This is a genomic window from Deinococcus taeanensis (assembly GCF_020229735.1).
GTDB lineage: Bacteria > Deinococcota > Deinococci > Deinococcales > Deinococcaceae > Deinococcus > Deinococcus taeanensis.
On sequence record NZ_CP083455.1, the window covers coordinates 1,595,704 to 1,612,206 of the forward strand.

General features: G+C 66.9%; 17 protein-coding genes. 13 read left to right on the plus strand and 4 right to left on the minus strand.

The features are described 5' to 3' along the window. The first annotated feature begins 24 nt into the window (after window positions 1–24). From LAJ19_RS07740 to LAJ19_RS07760, 5 genes are read left to right on the plus strand one after another with little or no spacing between them, the layout of a single operon-like run. The gene (locus LAJ19_RS07740) at window positions 25–1,635 is read left to right on the plus strand and encodes a tetratricopeptide repeat protein (protein ID WP_225475203.1); all 1,611 of its coding nucleotides are present in this window, start codon (window positions 25–27) and stop codon (window positions 1,633–1,635) included. Further along, the gene (locus LAJ19_RS07745) at window positions 1,632–2,717 is read left to right on the plus strand and encodes an SPOR domain-containing protein (RefSeq protein ID WP_225475204.1); all 1,086 of its coding nucleotides are present in this window, start codon (window positions 1,632–1,634) and stop codon (window positions 2,715–2,717) included. The genes LAJ19_RS07740 and LAJ19_RS07745 overlap by 4 nt, the downstream gene beginning before the upstream one ends. Continuing rightward, complete coding sequence (locus LAJ19_RS07750) at window positions 2,717–3,415, plus strand: redox-sensing transcriptional repressor Rex (RefSeq protein ID WP_225475205.1); 699 nt, start codon at window positions 2,717–2,719, stop codon at window positions 3,413–3,415. Before LAJ19_RS07745 ends, LAJ19_RS07750 begins: the two co-directional genes overlap by 1 nt. Continuing rightward, window positions 3,412–4,020, plus strand: coding sequence for a hypothetical protein (locus LAJ19_RS07755; protein ID WP_225475206.1), 609 nt, complete (start codon window positions 3,412–3,414; stop codon window positions 4,018–4,020). Before LAJ19_RS07750 ends, LAJ19_RS07755 begins: the two co-directional genes overlap by 4 nt. A gap of 17 nt (window positions 4,021–4,037) precedes the next feature. After that, window positions 4,038–6,161 carry an Ig-like domain-containing protein gene (locus tag LAJ19_RS07760; protein ID WP_225475207.1) on the plus strand — a complete coding sequence of 708 codons (2,124 nt, stop codon included), beginning with the start codon at window positions 4,038–4,040 and terminating at the stop codon, window positions 6,159–6,161. 76 nt (window positions 6,162–6,237) lie between these two features. Here LAJ19_RS07760 and LAJ19_RS07765 read toward each other — a convergent pair whose 3' ends face one another. From LAJ19_RS07765 to LAJ19_RS07780, 4 genes are all read right to left on the minus strand, one after another. After that, entirely contained in the window at window positions 6,238–6,633 is a 396-nt protein-coding gene (locus LAJ19_RS07765) for a barstar family protein (RefSeq protein ID WP_225475208.1), read from the minus strand. Further along, entirely contained in the window at window positions 6,630–7,058 is a 429-nt protein-coding gene (locus LAJ19_RS07770) for a guanyl-specific ribonuclease (RefSeq protein ID WP_225475209.1), read from the minus strand. The genes LAJ19_RS07765 and LAJ19_RS07770 overlap by 4 nt, the downstream gene beginning before the upstream one ends. 4 nt (window positions 7,059–7,062) lie before the next feature. Continuing rightward, window positions 7,063–8,061, minus strand: coding sequence for a heme-dependent oxidative N-demethylase subunit alpha family protein (locus LAJ19_RS07775; protein ID WP_225475210.1), 999 nt, complete (start codon window positions 8,059–8,061; stop codon window positions 7,063–7,065). Between the two features lie 67 nt (window positions 8,062–8,128). Next, entirely contained in the window at window positions 8,129–8,953 is an 825-nt protein-coding gene (locus tag LAJ19_RS07780) for an undecaprenyl-diphosphate phosphatase (protein ID WP_225475211.1), read from the minus strand. A gap of 63 nt (window positions 8,954–9,016) precedes the next feature. Here LAJ19_RS07780 and LAJ19_RS07785 point away from each other — a divergent pair, with 63 nt between their 5' ends. The 8 genes from LAJ19_RS07785 to LAJ19_RS07820 all read left to right on the plus strand — a co-directional run bounded on the left by LAJ19_RS07785 (window position 9,017) and on the right by LAJ19_RS07820 (window position 16,460). Then, window positions 9,017–9,823, plus strand: coding sequence for an aminoglycoside phosphotransferase family protein (locus tag LAJ19_RS07785; protein WP_225475212.1), 807 nt, complete (start codon window positions 9,017–9,019; stop codon window positions 9,821–9,823). A 161-nt stretch (window positions 9,824–9,984) separates the two neighbouring features. Then, window positions 9,985–10,734, plus strand: a complete 750-nt coding sequence (gene rpsB, locus LAJ19_RS07790; protein WP_225475213.1) for a 30S ribosomal protein S2 — start codon at window positions 9,985–9,987, stop codon at window positions 10,732–10,734. A 101-nt stretch (window positions 10,735–10,835) separates the two neighbouring features. Next, entirely contained in the window at window positions 10,836–11,633 is a 798-nt protein-coding gene (gene tsf, locus LAJ19_RS07795) for a translation elongation factor Ts (RefSeq protein ID WP_225523225.1), read from the plus strand. A 148-nt stretch (window positions 11,634–11,781) separates the two neighbouring features. Further along, window positions 11,782–12,489 (plus strand): UMP kinase, encoded by a 708-nt coding sequence (pyrH, locus tag LAJ19_RS07800; protein ID WP_225475214.1) that lies wholly within the window; start codon window positions 11,782–11,784, stop codon window positions 12,487–12,489. Between the two features lie 58 nt (window positions 12,490–12,547). Beyond that, a complete protein-coding gene (gene frr, locus LAJ19_RS07805; protein ID WP_225475215.1) occupies window positions 12,548–13,099 on the plus strand; it encodes a ribosome recycling factor in 552 nt (183 codons plus the stop codon). 94 nt (window positions 13,100–13,193) lie between these two features. Then, the gene (locus tag LAJ19_RS07810) at window positions 13,194–14,024 is read left to right on the plus strand and encodes a phosphatidate cytidylyltransferase (protein ID WP_225475216.1); all 831 of its coding nucleotides are present in this window, start codon (window positions 13,194–13,196) and stop codon (window positions 14,022–14,024) included. Between the two features lie 106 nt (window positions 14,025–14,130). Beyond that, window positions 14,131–15,345 carry a 1-deoxy-D-xylulose-5-phosphate reductoisomerase gene (dxr, locus tag LAJ19_RS07815; RefSeq protein ID WP_225475217.1) on the plus strand — a complete coding sequence of 405 codons (1,215 nt, stop codon included), beginning with the start codon at window positions 14,131–14,133 and terminating at the stop codon, window positions 15,343–15,345. Further along, window positions 15,342–16,460, plus strand: a complete 1,119-nt coding sequence (locus LAJ19_RS07820; RefSeq protein ID WP_225475218.1) for a M50 family metallopeptidase — start codon at window positions 15,342–15,344, stop codon at window positions 16,458–16,460. The genes dxr and LAJ19_RS07820 overlap by 4 nt, the downstream gene beginning before the upstream one ends. The last annotated feature ends 43 nt before the right edge of the window (window positions 16,461–16,503 follow it).

Below are 16,503 nucleotides of genomic sequence, written 5' to 3' on the forward strand. Positions count from 1 at the left end.
TCCGCACATCAGGAGGCCACTAAGGTGACGCAACACACACGTACCGTTCTGCTGGGGCTCACGCTGACCCTCGCCTCACACGGGGCGGCGCAGACCATGATCGAAACGGTCAGCACCATCGGCATTCAGAACACCCTGCAGTCCACCGGCACCCCCGCACTGCCCAACGTCACGGTCCCTGCCGCGCAGGGCGCCACCGACCCCACCACGCCCACCAGCGGCACGCCAGCCCCCGTGGTCACCCCCCTCACCGCCGAACAGCAGGCCCAGCTGGCCCAGGCCCGCGCCGCGTACCAGGCGAACAACCTCACGCAGGCCCGCACGCTGTTCGAAGCGCTGATCACGCAGAACTACACCAACCCCGACCCGCACTTCGGCCTGGCGCTCACCCTGGTCGCCCAGAACGACCTGCGCGGCGCCACCTTTGAACTCACGCAGTTCACGGCGCTGGCCCCCACCCGCTTCGAAGGTCCCTACAACCTCGGCGTGATCGCCGCGCGCCAGGGCAACCACGACGAGGCGCTGCGCCTCTTCACGCAGGCAGCCACGCTGATGAAAGACCAGGCCAGCCCAGCGGCCTCGCGGCAGGTCCTTGAAGCTCTGGCCGCCGAGCAGACCCGCAAGGCCGACTTCACCGGCCTGACCGGCACGCTTACCGCCCTGAATGCCCTGGACCCGAAGGATCCGGACGTGCAGTACCGCCTCGCGCAGGCCCGCACCCTCAGCGGCCAGGGCGCCGCCGCCCTCCCCGGCGTGTACACCCTGCTGCAACAGGCGCCCGGCCGTGTGGACGCCGCGCTCCTCCTGGCCGACATCTACGTCGGCCAGAGCCTGCCCGACCGGGCGCTGCGCGAACTTGACGCCGCCACCAGCCGCGCGCAGACCGGCGAAGGCCGCGCCACCCTCCTGCTGCGCAAGGCCAGCATCCTCGAACAGACCGGTGACACCCGCGCTGCCGTGTTCGCCGCGCAGGCCGCCACCCGCCAGGACCCCAAAAACGCCGCCGCATTCGCCCGTGAAGGCGAACTCCGCGTGCTGCGCAACGACCGCCCCGGAGCGCTCACCGCGTACCTGAACGCCGTGAAGCTCGCCCCCCAGACCGCCTCGTACCGCGCCGCTCTGGCCGCCGTGCGCCTCACCCTCGGGCAGAACGCTGACGCGCAGCGCGACGCCGCGCTGACCCTCACCCTGCGCCCCGATGACGCCACGCTCGCCCGCGCGCTGTTCGTGCAGGGCGTCGCCGCGTACCGCCAGGGCCGGTACGCCCAGGCACGCGCCGCGCTGCAATCCAGCCACACCCGCGCTCCGAGCGCCGACACGGTCCTGTGGCTCGGCCTGAGCGCCTACGCCGCCAAGGACTACCCGGCCGCGGCCACCGCGCTCGGTGAGAGCGTGAAACTCAACCCCACGCCCACCGCCCGCCTGAACCTCAGCAGCGCCCTGCTCGCCAGTGCCCGCTACCCCGAAGCTGAAGCCGTGCTGCGCGGCCTCGTCAGCGAAAATCCGAAGAACGCCGAGGCGTGGTACCTGCTGGGTCTCACGCAGCGCGCCCAGGGCCGTGAAGCCGAGGGGCGCACCGCTCTGAAAACAGCGGCGACACTCGGCAACGCCCGCGCCCAGGGGGCCCTGAAATGAGCGGCGCCGCCCGACCCCGCCGCTGGCCGGACCTGATGATCGGCACGCTCGTCGTGCTGCTCCTGGGAGGCTTCGGCGCGCTCATCCTGCGCCCTGCGCCCACCGCCACCCCCGCTCCCAGCCCAACCGGAAGCGCAGAGGCCACCGACATTCCCGCGGCGCCCAGCGTCAACACTGCCGCGGAGAGCACCACCGACACAGCGCCCATGACGGCCGCACCCACCGGAAGTGCGGAGGCCGCAGCCGAGTCCCCGGCCAGCACCGCCACGGCAGCTGAACCCACCACCGAAGAAGCGCCCGTCATCGCCGCCGCACCCATCGGCGCACCGGACCCCGCTCTGAGCGACCCCGCGCCCTCGACCGACACCAGCACCACCACACAGGCCACCAGCGACCCGGCCAGCACCGACCCCGCTGACAAGGCCACCGACAACACCACCCCCGCCACGGACACTGCACAGGTCACTCCCCGCAGCGGCGGCGCCGTTGCCGCCAGCGAACAGCGCGTCCCCCTACGCAGTGACTACCGCATCAGTCTCGGCAGCTTCCGCAGCGAGGACGCCGCCCGCAGCGGCACCGCCAGCGTCAGCGGCCTCGGCTACACCGTGTACCCCATCGACCTTGGCAGTGAAGTCGTCGCGCAGATCGGGCCCTTCACGGACGAAGCGGCTGCTCGTCAGGCCCTCGCCGACGTACAGCGTGCCTACCCTGGCGCTCTCCTCTACCCGCCACGCGGCCGCTCCCTGACCGGCACCTCCACTCCGGCTGCAGCCGCTTCTACTTCTCCATCCAGCCCGAGCGCCCCGGCAGCCACCGAGCCCGCAGCACCTGCCGACACCACCGCCAGCACCCCCAGCCCCGCCGCCGACGGTCCGACGTACCTGCAGGTAGGGGCGTTCGACCGCCTGGAAAGCGCCCAGAACCTCGTCCAGCAGCTTCGCGATCTGGGCTACGCGCCGACCGTGAATGCCCCCGAAGGCCGCAAGGTCACGGTGCTCGTCGGCCCGTACACCGGCGACCCCCTCAGCCGCACTGAAGCGCGCCTCGACGCCAACGGTCTGCCTCACTTCCGGGTTCGTTGATGGCTGAAATTCCCACCGCCGCCATCAGCCGCCTCGTCACGTACCTGCGCATTCTCGAACAGCTCGAACTGCAGGACGTCAGCCGCACCAGCAGCAACGACCTGGCCGAACGTGCCGGCGTCAGTGCCTTCCAGGTCCGCAAGGACCTCGCGTACTTCGGCCGGTTCGGCACGCGCGGCATGGGTTACACCGTGCCCATCCTGAAACGGGAACTTGTGCGCGTGCTGGGCCTGAACCGCACCTGGAACGTCGTGATCGTCGGCGTCGGCCGGCTCGGCCAGGCCATTGCCAACTACCCCGGCGCCAGCGACTACCAGTTCCAGTACGTCGGCCTGTTCGATGTGAACCCCACCCTCATCGGGCAGCAGGTCCGCGGCCTCACCGTGCAGCACCTTGACGCCCTTCAGGACTTCACACGCACCAACCCCGTCGACATGGGTTTCCTCGCTGTTCCCCCCGAACGCGCCCAAGACGCCGCGCAGGCACTGGCAGACGCAGGCCTCAAAGGCATCCTGAACTTCGCTCCCACCGTCATCCAGCCCCGCACCATCGACCGCCCAGGCCACCAGGACGTCAGCGACGAGTGGCGCGGCGTGATCGTGGAGAACGTCGACTTCCTCGCCGGCATGAAACGACTCGCGTTCTACATCCTCAACCCACACCTTAAAGACGCTCCCACCCCGGAGGACCCCGCATGAAACGATTTGCCCTGATCACTCTCCCCCTCCTGCTGGCTGCGTGCACCAACACGGCCACTCCTCAGGTCGGCATGACCCCCAGCATCAACGGCGCCGATATCAAGGTTGACGCGACCGTGACGTACGACGCGTCGGGCAACCCGACTTCCATCAGTGTGCTGACCACCACGACCCAGCCCACCGTTAACTTCAATGTCGCCCCGTCCAGCCTGGGCATGACCCTGACCGGCTACGAGGTCAAGGTCATGGACAGCGCGGGGACCCAGTTCGCCGGAACCGAAGGGCAGTACTCCCGGTCCTTCAGCGCCCGCGTTGCCGGCGGATACGCCTGCAAGAACGGTACGGCCGTCGACTACACCACCGACCAGTGCGACTTCGTCAACAAGGTTCCCTACGCCCGTACCGTGCAGCTCGGCCAGCTTCCCCTCCTGGTTGACGCCATTTCGAGAGAAGCACAAAACACCTTCGTCTCGGCCTTCCCAGATGATATGTGCCCCACACTGCGCATGAACGTCACCTTCACGGGCTACAACGACCTGAACAGAGTCATCACCCCCATCACCGTGACCAACGCCCCCATTCAGGTCACGTGCAACACCAAGTGAACCCCGGAGCGCTCACCATGACCAGAACACGAATCCCGGCCCTGGCCCTCACCACCACCCTCCTGCTGGCCGCCTGCGGTCCCAACGTCCCCACCACCCCCGGAGGCACCACTGGTGGCGGCACCGGAGCTGGCAGCGGCGCACCGACCGTGAACATCATGTCCGCCAGCGGAAGCACCCTGAGCAGCACAACCCTGACCGGGCCAGTGGCTCAGTTCCGCCTCACCCTTGCCGATCAGGACGGCACGATCACCGGTGTCAAATGGGTCGTCACACAGGGCGGCACTACCGTCGCCCAGGGCACGCTGGCCAGCGCGGACATCAAGGCCGTGACGAGCCTGAACCTGCCCAGCCTGCCCGCCGGAACGTACACGCTGACAGTCACTGCTACTGACAACAGCGGAAAGACCGGCACAGCCACCGCCCAGTTTATAGTTGATGCCCAGCGCCCCTCGCTGACGAGCGTGAAGGTTGACGGGACGGGCGTCACCAATGGCGCCACCCTGGACCGACTCGTGAATCAGAGCGCCATCCTGACCGTCACTTCGACGGACAATACCAGCAGCCCGACCATCAGCGTATACAACGGCACCACCCTGGTCGCGCGCGACCAGGGTACCCTGACCTTTGATCTGAAGAACAACAACGCTGGTCCGGCCATTTACACGATCGTCAGCACCGACGCCGTCGGCAACAGCGTCAGTCAGACGTTCACGGTCAACTACGCCCAGACCAACACCGAGACCGCCGCGCCCGTCCCGGTCCTGCTCATCAACAACACCGACGCCGAACCGTACAGCAACGTTCTCAGCGTCACCGCTTCGGCAGGCGTGGCCCCCGGCGTCAGCGTGAAACAGATGATCCTGCAGATCACTGATGCCAAGGGCATCGTGGACACCAACACGTTCACCAGCACGGCTGAGAACGCCACCTTCAACATTGACACTACCAAATACCCGGACGGCACGCTGAAACTGCAGCTCTTCGTCGTGGACAGCACCGACAAGCGCGGGCAGAGCGCCGTGAAGACTGTGCAGATCGCCAACAGCGTCGCCCCGACCATCACGGTCGTCTCACCCACCAACGGCGCGAACGTCAGCGGCCCGACACAGGTCAAGGTGCAATTCCGTCAGAACAACACGGCGTTTACATTCCAGCCCGCCACCATGACGCTGGATATCATCGACTCGCGTGGCGCGGTCGTGACAACCCAGACGGCCCCGATCGTCCCCACGAACCAGGGTCTGTGGGAAGCGACCACCACGGTTGATTTCAACGCCACGCAGTACCTGAACGCGGGCTATACCCTGCGGGCAAGCGCGAACGTGAAACTCGCGAATGAAACGATCACGCGCAACCTGACTGCCACCAGCGCCGTGAACAATCAGTCCTCGGTCGGCGAGGCACCCGCGTTGAACATCCTGCTGCCCTCCTTCTTCGACCCACAGGCCACACTGCGCCCAGTTCTGACTCGGAAAAGTGCAGTGGCCATCCAGGTGAGTGACAGCGATGCGATCCGCCAGGTACAACTGCAGTTCGTCTGCGACGCGCTTACCAAGCTTCCCACCCAGACATGCAACACCGACGCATATAACTACAACATCCCAATTGGGCGCGCCGGTCTGTTCTATCGGGTTTTCAACACTGGAGTCCTGATGGACGGCCAACCTTTCGTTGAGAACGGGAACTACGTCTTACGCGTCACAGCAACCGACCAGGCCGGTCACGCGAACATCAAGGAGATGAACGTCGTGGTCGACCGCAGCAAGGCAGGGATTGCAAACCTGATGTCAAACCACACGTACATTGAGGATAACGGCGGGAGCAAGCTCACGCCGACGACCGCGAACTGGTATATCGGGCCGGATCCAGTAACCGGTGTACCCACCTACAACACGAATGTAAACGTGGTTCGAGTGTTGGACTTGTGGTACAGCTCCAACGATGCAGGAATCGCCGATGAAACTCCCTCACTGATTGGCATCAATCCAGAAGTCAATGCTGGCAGCGTATTCACAACTCGAAACATTGCATTTGGGAAGGAAGGCACTTACCGGAACAGCTTCCTGATTCAGGATCTCACCACAGGTGTAGTGGAGTTCTACCCAGGTGGACAGGTGATCGTCACCTCGCGTCAATAAACGTTCAGCTTCGGGGCTCAGGGACCGCAATGTCACCTGGGCTTTGTCCTTGCCAAGAGGTACCACCTGTATTTCACTAGCCCTTAAGATCGTGGTCGGGTTCTTCAAGGAGCAGCCAGAGTTGCCGCTCCTGTTGAGCTGCAGTGTGCTGGGCGTCCAGCAGGACCTGTTCGACGTCATGGGCGAGGTGAGGGTGGCGTTTTTTGAAGTGGGCGTAGTCGCAGAGAATAAGAGCGTAGCGTGGTCGGGTCTGGTTGGGGTCAGTCAGGACGTCGTACAGGGCGTCCCAGTTGCGGCCGAAGGTGTCGCGGAGGCCCAGGCCCTTGAGAAAGGCGAGCATGAGCGATTCCTTGTCGTGGATGGTACCGAAGTCAATTTCCCTCAGGGTGATCTGGTACCCGGCGGCGATGATTCGTGGTTCTTTCGGTGCGGTCTGGAGGCCCTGCGGTGGTTCGTTGAAGATCTGGATCACGGCTGGATCCTCCGGAACGTGTTGTAGTGGTCGGCGGTGTAGTAGCAGTCGTTCAGGCTGGTGGTGGGTTGCCCGCCGCAGATGATGCGCCGTGCGCCCCGGTCGGTTTCGCCGGGGGTGGGAACGGTGTACTCGCGGTAGTAGCCGCTGGGTTGCCGGGGGAGGTGGCGTTCGCGGTTGCCGAAGGTGCTGCCGTCTTTCGCGTAGCGGAAGGGGCCGCCCCGGCTGATCTGCTGGAGGATCTGCTGACCTTCGCGGGGCAGAGCCTGTCTTGCGATGGTGTTGCGCTCGTTGCGGGTGGTGGGGGCTGGGGCTGTGCGTGACGAGGGTGGGGGGGTGGTGCTGGGTTGCGTCTGGGGTGCGGGGGTGTCGCAGGCGGCCAGGAGGGCGGCGAGCAGCAGGGCCAGGGCGGGGCGGTGGCTCACGGGGTCAGTGTAGGCTGCGGCTGTCCAGCCAGCGCAGCAGGTCGTCTTGCAGGTGGGTTAATCCCTTGTATTCGGTCTGCTGGGGGGTCATGGAGCGGATGGCGGTCGCGAGGGCGTGGGCGTGGTGGGGGGTCTGCACGGCCTGGGTGAGGGGATGCGTGAGGGGCCGGATGGTGAAGAGGGCGCCGTGTGCGTCCGGGAAGCCGGTGAGGGTCTGCCGTTCCACCCGCAGGTAGGCGTGGTGGGGGTCGAAGCGGGTGTGCGGGTGGCGGTCAGCGTCGGGGGGCGCAGCGGGGTGGTGGTCGAGCCGGTCAGTCATGCTGAGCCCCCAGGCGAAGCGGATGAACGGGCCTCGGTCGATGACGGCGTCCATGAGGCGTGGCGCGGTGGCGTTCATGGGGGCGCTGCCAGGGATGGGCGCGTGGACGTGGGTGAAGTTCCGCCCGAGTTTGTCGCGCGGGTCCCAGTGCTGTGGACTCAGGACGTGCGTGGCGGCCAGCCAGTCCGCCTGGGTGTGGGGGTCGCGGGCGATGAGGGCGAGGTCCTCTTGCATGTTCAGGCCGAGGAAGTCCAGGGCGTGCAGGGGGGTGAGGTGCTGCACGAGGTGTGCGTGGGGGGCCGGGAAGCGCTGGAGGTGGTCCAGGGCGTTCCAGCGGGGGTGCAGGGTGGCCTGCCAGCCCAGGAGGCCGTTGCGGAGGGTGTGGCCGTCCCAGGTGATGAGGCCGGCGCTGTTCGTGGCGAGGGTGCAGGCCACGTGGGTCAGGGCCGCTTCGCGCAGGTTGGGGGTGAGGGCGGCTTCGCCCATGTACTGGTGGGGGGCGCGCTGGTGGGCGGCGGCCTTGCTGGCGATGAAGGCGGGGTACGTGTCGTCCAGGGTGAAGGTGTGGTGTTCGGGTGCGGGTGGGTCCAGCCACGGGATGGGTTGGTGGCCGAGGCGGTACAGGCCGGCGTTGACGGCGTACGTTCCGGTCATGAACGGGCGGTAGAGGGTGGGGGGTGCCACACGGTGATTCTGGCAGACAGGCGGCGGGCGGCCCCAGCCTGGCCGGGCCGCCCGCCGTGGGGTGGGGTCAGGCGAGGTTGCCGTTGTTGAGGACGCCGGTGGCGATCAGGGTGAGGATAATGAGGCCGACGATCACGCGGTAGATGGCGAAGGGTTTGAAGTTGTTGGTGGACACGAACCTCAGCAGCCACCCGATGGAGAGGTAGGCCACGGCGAAGCTGACGGCGGCGCCCAGCAGCACGTTGAGCACGCCGATCTCGGCCAGGATGTCGCGGCTTTTGATGAAGTCCAGCAGGGCGGCGCCGCCCAGGGTGGGGACGCCCAGGTAGAAGCTGAAGCGGGTGGCGGTGGGGCGGTCGAGGCCGAGGACCATGCCGCCGAGGATGGAGCTGGCGGAGCGGGAGAAGCCGGGCCACAGGAGCGCGAGGCATTGCAGCGCGCCGATCATGAAGGAGCGGCGCACCCCGATGGTTTCGATGGCGTGCACGCTCGGCGTGACCCGGCGGCTTTCGATGAGCCACATCAGGATGCCGCCCACGATGAGGGCCCAGGCGACGACACTGGGGCGGAACAGGTGCGCTTTGATGGTGTCCCCGAACAGGAGGCCGAGGATGACGGCGGGAATGCAGGCGACGAGAACGCCCAGCCAGAGGGTCTGCTGCGTCTGGTCGCGGCCGATGTGGCGGATCTGCAGGAAGTCCTTCCAGTAGTAGGCGAGCACGGCGAGGATCGCGCCGCCCTGGATGACCACTTCGAACGTGTCCTTGACGTCTTTGGTCCAGGGCACGCCCATCAGGTTGCCGGTGAGGATCAGGTGCCCGGTGGAGCTGATCGGCAGGAACTCGGTGATTCCTTCGACGATGCCGTAAACGAGGGCGTAGAACCAGTCCATAAGGGCCAAGTGTAGGGCCAATCGTGTGGCGGGGTGCGTCCCCCTTTCGGTGCAGACTGACGCATGGATCTGGAGGGGTATGTGGCGCGGTGGGCGCTCACGCCGGACGGGGAGCGGCGCTGCACGCACAGCAGTGATTTGCTGCCGGTCTGGTGGGAGGGGCGCCCGGCGATGCTGAAGGTGGCGCGCAGCGTGGAGGAGGAGCGCGGGAATGCCCTGATGGTCTGGCTGGGCGGGGTGGGCGCGGCGCGGGTGTACCGGCATGCGGGCCGGGCGCTGCTGATGGAGCGGCTGGAGGGGGCGGGGAGTCTGGCGGCGCTGGTGGCCTCCGGGCAGGATGATGAAGCGACGCGTGTGCTGTGCGGCGCGGCGGCGGGGGTGCACCGGCCGCGGCCGGAGGAGCCGGGCATGCTGCCGCTGAGGGCGTGGTTCAGGGCTCTGGCCGGGGCGGCCGGGCATGGCGGCACGTTCGCGGACGCGTGGGCCGCGGCGCAGGGGCTGCTGGGTGACCAGCGGGACGTGTGGCCACTGCACGGGGACCTTCACCACGGCAACGTGCTGCGAAGCGCGGAGCGTGGCTGGCTCTTGATTGATCCGAAGGGTCTACTGGGGGAGCGCACTTTTGATTTCGCGAACATGCTGTGCAATCCCGGCCTGGAGGACGCGCTGCGCCCGGGGCGGCTGGAGCGGCAGGCGGGAGTGATTGCCCGGACAGCGGGGTTGGAGGCCGGGCGGCTGCTGGCGTGGGTGGGGGCGTACGCGGGGTTGTCTGCGGCGTGGCACCTGGAGGACGGGCAGCCTGTGCAGGCGGAGCAGACTCTTCAGGTGGCGGCGGCTGCGCTGGCCCTCTCCCACCGGAGTGCGAAATGACGTATAGTTGTCGTTTGGGTGCCCCCGTGATCCTGCCCTGCGCGCTCGAGCGTCGCGCTGCGGCCTGGCCCTGAACATGCGTCACTGCCCGTTGGGGATGCTGACGCCGGGCTGGCACGAGGACGGCAAACTTTTCCCACTTTCAACGCTCAGGAGTCACCATGTCCTACATCAGCATGAAGCAGCTGCTGGAAGCCGGAGTTCACTTCGGTCATGAAACCAAGCGCTGGAACCCCCGGTTCAAGCGGTTCATCTTTGCCGAGCGCAACGGCATTTTCATCATCGACCTGCAGAAGACCCTCAAGCAGGTGGACCGCAGCTTCGACTTCATCAAGGAACTCTCCGAGCGTGGCGGCGTCATCCTGTTCGTCGGCACCAAGAAGCAGGCTCAGGAGATCGTGGAGCTCGAGGCGCGCCGCACGGGCATGCCCTTCGTCACCAGCCGCTGGCTCGGTGGGATGCTCACGAACTTCAAGACCATGCGCACCCGCATTGACCGCCTGAACGAACTCGACGAACTGTTCGAGTCCGGCCGCATCAATGACCGTCTGAAGGCCGAGCGCATCAAGCTCGCCGCTGAGCGCGAGCGTCTGCAGCGCTTCGTGGGTGGCATCCGCAAGATGACCCGTCTGCCCGACGCGATTTTCGTGGTGGACCCCACCAAGGAAGTCATCGCCGTGCAGGAAGCGAACAAGCTGGGGATTCCCGTGATTGCCCTGGCCGATACCGACAGCGATCCTGACGTGATCGACTACATCGTGCCCGGGAACGACGACGCGATCCGCAGCATCCAGCTGATCACCCACCGCATCGGCGACCTGCTCGTCGAGGCGCGTGGTGGCGGCGAGGACGTCGGCGCGGCCGAAGAGGCCGAGCAGACCGACGCCACCGCCGAGCAGAGCGACAACTAAACCCAGTCTTGCCGGATTGAAGGGAGTGTCCGGCGCGCGCCGCCTGAGGACGCTCCCTTTTTCCCTGCTCACCCCCACCACCGCCGACAGGAGGCATGAACATGCTGGAATCGATCAAGAAACTCCGTGAACTTACGGGCGCAGGCATGATGGACGTCAAGAAGGCCCTCGCGGACGCCGGAAACGACGAGGAGAAGGCTGTTGCGCTGCTGCGCGAGCGTGGCATCGTGAAGGCCGCCAAGAAAGCGGACCGCGAAGCCAAGGAAGGCCTCGTGCGTTTCGTCGTGGACGGCAGCAGGGCCGCCATTGTCGAAGTGAACAGCGAAACCGACTTCGTGGCCCGCAACAGTGACTTCCAGGCGCTGGTGGCCGAACTGGCCCAGGCGGCCCTGAGCGCCGGCACCAACGACGTTGAGGAATTCCGGAACTTCACGCTGCCGAGCGGCGAAACGGTCGGCACGACCGTGGCGGCCGCTGCCGGCAAGATCGGCGAGAACCTCGTGCTGAACCGCGTGGCCTTCGTTGAGGGCAGCACGGTCGCCGGGTACGTGCACAGCAACGGCAAGATTGGCGTGCTGGTCGACCTCGACGGCGGCACGGAAGCCCAGGCGAAAGACGTGGCTCTGCACGTCGCCGCCGAGCGTCCTCAGTTCCTGACGCGCGATGAAGTGAACAGCAGCGACATCGAGAAGGAACGCGAGATCCTGACGAACAAGGCGCTGAACGAAGGCAAGCCGCAGCAGATCGTGGAGAAGATCGTCGAAGGTCAGATCGGCAAGTTCTACTCCGAGAAGGTGCTGCCCGAGCAGGCTTTCGTGAAGGACAACAGCCTGAGCGTCGCCAAGTACCTGGGCGGCGCGACGGTGAAGCGCTTCGTGCGTTTCGAGATCGGCGCGTAAAGCACCCCGGGGCCCCTCACGGGGCCCTTTCCACGCGCGGCCCCTTTCTTCCCTCCCCGGCAGCCGCCCGATCGGCTGCCGGTTTTCCCTGCGTCTCTCCTTCTTTCCGGCCGTGCGCGCGGCGTACCGGCCCCACACCGAGGTAATCATGTTCAAGCGTGTACTCCTGAAACTTTCTGGTGAGTTCCTGGCCAGTGAGTCGGGCTTCGGCATCAGCCCCGAGACGACCGCGGCGCTCGCCCGGCGGATCACGGAAGCGCTCGACGGCACCGACGTGGAACTTGCCGTGGTGATTGGTGGCGGGAACTTATGGCGCGGCGCGCGCAACGGTCAGGGCATGGACCCCGCCACGGCCGACTACATCGGCATGCTGGGCACCGTGATGAACGCCATGGCCCTGCAGGACGCCATGGAAAGCGCCGGCCGGCCCACCCGCGTCATGAGCGCCATTCAGATGGCCGCGGTGGCCGAGCCGTACATCCGCCGGCGCGCCATGCGGCACCTGGAAAAGGGCCGCGTCGTGATTTTCGGCGGGGGGAACGGCGCGCCGTTCTTCACGACGGACACCACGAGCACCCTGCGCGCCCTGGAGATCGGCGCGGACGTCGTCCTGATGGCAAAGAACAAGGTGGACGGCGTGTACGACAGCGATCCGCGCAAGAATCCCGACGCGAAGTTCATTGCTCAGGCCACGCACCTGCAGGTGGTCGAGCAGCGCCTGGAAGTCATGGACGCCACCGCGCTGACCCTGTGCATGGACAAGAACCTGCCGATCGTGGTGTTTGATCTGTTCCAGGCCGGCAATCTGCGCCGCCTGCTGCTGGGCGAACGGGTCGGCACGCTGATTCAGAGCTGAGGGAGCGGCGCAGCTCATCAGGTAGACTAGGCCCACTTTCCCCGAAGGAGACTTTCCCATGGCTGACATGAAATCCATCCAGGCCGACACCCGCGAGAAGATGGGCAAGGCCATCGAAGCGCTGGAAAACAACCTCTCGGTGCTGCGCACCGGCCGCGCCAACCCGGGCATTCTGAAGAAGATCGTGGTGGAGTACTACGGCAGCACCATGCCGATTGATCAGGTGGCGAGCATCACCACGCCGGACGCCCGCACGCTGGTCATCACGCCCTGGGACCGCGGCGCGCTGAATCCCATTGAGAAAGCCATCCGCGACAGTGACCTGGGCCTGAACCCGAACAACAAGGGCGACACGATTTTCATCAGTCTGCCCATGCTGACCGAGGAGCGCCGCCGGGACCTCGTGAAGAACGCCAAGAGCTACTCCGAGGACGCCCGCATTGCGATTCGTAACATCCGCAAGCACTCGCTCGATGAGGTGAAGAAGGTCGAGGGCATCGGTGATGACGAGATCAAGCGCGGCGAAGCCGAGGTGCAGAAGATCACTGATGAGTTCATTGCGAAGGTGGACACGACCTTCCACAAGAAGGAGCAGGAAATCCTCGGGTGAGGCGGGCTGCCTCCGCCTTCCCTGCCTGTGACCGCCGGACTCGCCGGCGGCACATTCCACTTTCCCCCCGGGTTCCGGCCCGAAGGGAGGGCGCGTGGAGTCACTGAGCAGCCGCATCCTGACGAGTGTGGTGGGCTTCGTGATTCTCAGCGTGATTGTCTGGATCGGCTGGTGGGCCATGCTGCCCGCCCTGATCCTGGTGGCGATCATGGCGCTGTACGAGTACATCCGCATGCTGGACCGCAACGACATTGACGTGCGCCGCGTCAGCCTGGGCGTTTTCGCCGCGGCCCTGATGGTCGCGAGCCTGCCCATGTGGCCGCAGACCCCCTGGCCGGGCGGGTCGTGGCGGGAGGCGGTGCTGACCGTGGCGCTGGGGTACATCCTGGTCGTGGAGGTTATCCGTCCCGGGGAGCGGCCGCTGGAGCGCATCGTGTACTCCATGTTCGGGCTGCTGTATGTGCCGTGGCTGCTGGGGTACTTCCTGATGCTGCGGTACAGTCCGGACGAGCACAGCGGCCTGCTGTACTTTGCGCTGCCGCTGCTGGCGACCTTTGCGGCGGATATCGGCGGGTACTTCGTGGGGTACTTCTTCGGGCGGCGCAAACTGGCGCCCGAGGTCAGTCCCGGGAAGACGGTGGAAGGCGCCGTGGGCGGCCTGGCGTTCAGTTTTCTGATCGTCCTGGGGCTGACCACCCTGACCCACATCTGGACGCCGTTCGAGGCGCTGCTGTACTCGATTCTGGTGGCCAGCGCCAGTCAGCTCGGCGACCTGGCCGAGAGCCTGATCAAGCGGGCGCTGCGCACCAAGGACAGTGGTACGAGTCTGCCCGGGCACGGGGGCTTTCTGGACCGCATCGACAGTCTGCTGTTTGCGGTGCCGGCCACGTACCTGTTCCTGAACATCAGCGTCTTCACGCGTTAACAGGTGCAGGCAGGGCACGCAGGGACCAGCTTCTGCGTGCCCTGCCTGCGTGAACCGTGGGCGGTCCCGCGCACTTGTCACGGACAGTCCACTAGCATGCGCAGTGATGAGTCTTTCGGCGCACCACACGGAGAGCGGCGCGGGCGGCGGGGTGCAGCGCCTCGCCGTGCTGGGCAGCACGGGCAGTATCGGCACGCAGGCACTGGATGTGGCGCGCGAACGCGGGTGGCAGGTCACGGCGCTGGCCGCCGGGCGCAACCTGGACCGCCTGGAGGCGCAGGTGCGGGAGTTCCGCCCGGCCCTGGTCAGCGTTCACGAGGAGGTGCTCGGGGCAGCGCGCGCCCGGTTCGGCCACGTGCGGGTCATTGCTGACCCGGCCGAGGTGGCCGCGCAGCCCACGGATGTGGTGGTGAATGCCATGAGCGGCCTGATCGGTCTGTCGCCCACACGCGCGGCACTGGAGGCCGGGCAGGCTGTGGCGCTCGCCACCAAGGAAGCCATGGTGACCGCCGCTCACCTGATGTGGGACGCCGCCGCCGCGGGCGGGGGGCGGGTGGTGCCGGTGGATTCCGAGCACACCGGCGTGTACCAGTGTCTGACGGGGGAACACATGGGGGACGTTGCAGAGGTGATCCTCACGGCGTCGGGCGGGCCGTTCCGGGAAGGGCCAGTGGACCTGGGTGGCGTGACGCCCGAGCAGGCCCTGAGGCACCCGTCGTGGAGCATGGGCCCGAAAGTCACGGTGGATAGTGCGACCCTGATGAACAAGGGGCTGGAGGTCATGGAGTGCGCCAGCCTGTACGGACTGCCGCTGTCGCAGGTGGGGGTGGTGGTTCACCCGCAGAGCCTGATTCATGCGGCGGTGCGGTTCCGGGACGGCAGCCTCAAAGCGCAGTTCGGCCCGGCGGACATGCGCCTGCCTATTGCGTACGCCATTGATGCGGCGCCGGGCGGCATGCGGCATCCCGGGGACGTGCGCGGCGCGCGGCGCGGCCGTGAGGTCGGGGCGCACCTGGGGTGGCCGATGCGCGGCACGTGGGAGTTCCTCGCACCGGACCTGAACCGCTTCCCGTGCCTGGGTCTCGCCTACCGGGCCGGAAACGCGGGCGGGCTGCTCCCGGTGGCCCTGAACGCCGCGGACGAAGTTGCGGTGGAGGCCTTCCTGGCCGGGCAGATCGGGTTCCTGGAGATTCCGCGTCTGCTGGAACGCGTGCTGGATGAGACGCCCGCCGGCGTCCTGACCTGGGACGCGCTGAGCAGCACCGACGCCTGGGCGCGGACCCGGGCGCGTGAACTGGCGTCTCTGGGGGTGGGGGCATGAACATCGTGCAGGGCATCGCGGCGGCCCTGACGCCGCTGGGCCTGCTGTGGACGGTCCTGATCATCGGCGCTGCGACGTTCCTGCACGAACTGGCGCACTACGCGCTGGCCCGCTGGCAGGGTGTGCGCGTGAACTCGTTCAGTGTGGGCATGGGGCCTGTGCTGGTGCGGCGCGACTGGCGGGGCACCGAGTGGCGCCTGAGTCTGCTGCCCATCGGCGGGTACGTGGAGATTGACGGCATGACGCCTGAAGAGGACGGGCAGGGCGGGTACCGCCAGCCTACACGGGGGTTCGCGGCGCTGCCCGCCTGGGGGAAGGTGGCGGTGCTGCTGGCCGGACCGGTCATGAACCTGCTTCTCGCCATCGCCCTGATGACGCTGACTTTCAGTACGCAGGGGGTGGCCGTCCCGGACCGGGCGCGCATTGAGGAGGTGGTGGCCGGGTCCCGCGCGCAGACGCTGGGACTGCAGGTGGGAGACGTGATTACTGCCATTGACGGCACGGACATTCCGGACGCGGCGCAGGTGAACGGCCAGACGGTCGCCGGGTGGGAGAGTGTGCGCGCTGTCCTGACGCGGCCTGGCCCGCACACCTTCACGGTGGACCGCGCTGGTGAGACGCGCGACGTGCGGTTCGGCTGGACACCCGTCGTGAACGGCAGGCAGCAGCTGCTGGGCATCCGGTACGGCCCGGACGTGCAGCCCGTGGGGGTCGGCCCGGCGTTCGTGCGCTCCTGGCAGGTCACAGGTGAGGCGGTGCCTCAGGTGCTCCGCTCGTTTGCGGGCCTGTTCCAGCGGTTCTTCACGCTGGATCTCTCCCGGGACGAGGGCGTGAGCGGGCCGATCGGCACGGCCGAGATCGTTTCACGTGCGGCGGCGGTCAGCCCCTGGGCGCTGGTGCAGGTCGCGATCCTGCTGAACCTGTCTCTGGCGTTCTTCAATCTGATTCCCATTCCGGGCCTGGACGGCGGGCGCATCCTGCTGGTGCTGGTGGGCGCCCTGCGCGGCCGGCCGCTGACGTTCCAGCAGGAGCAGGCGATCAATTTCGCGGGTTTCGCGTTCGTGATGCTGCTGATGGCCTTTGTGGTTGTGCGGGACGTCAGCCGGTTCTTCTGAACGCGGCGGGGCCAGGGGACGACACTGCCCCCTGGCCCCGGGT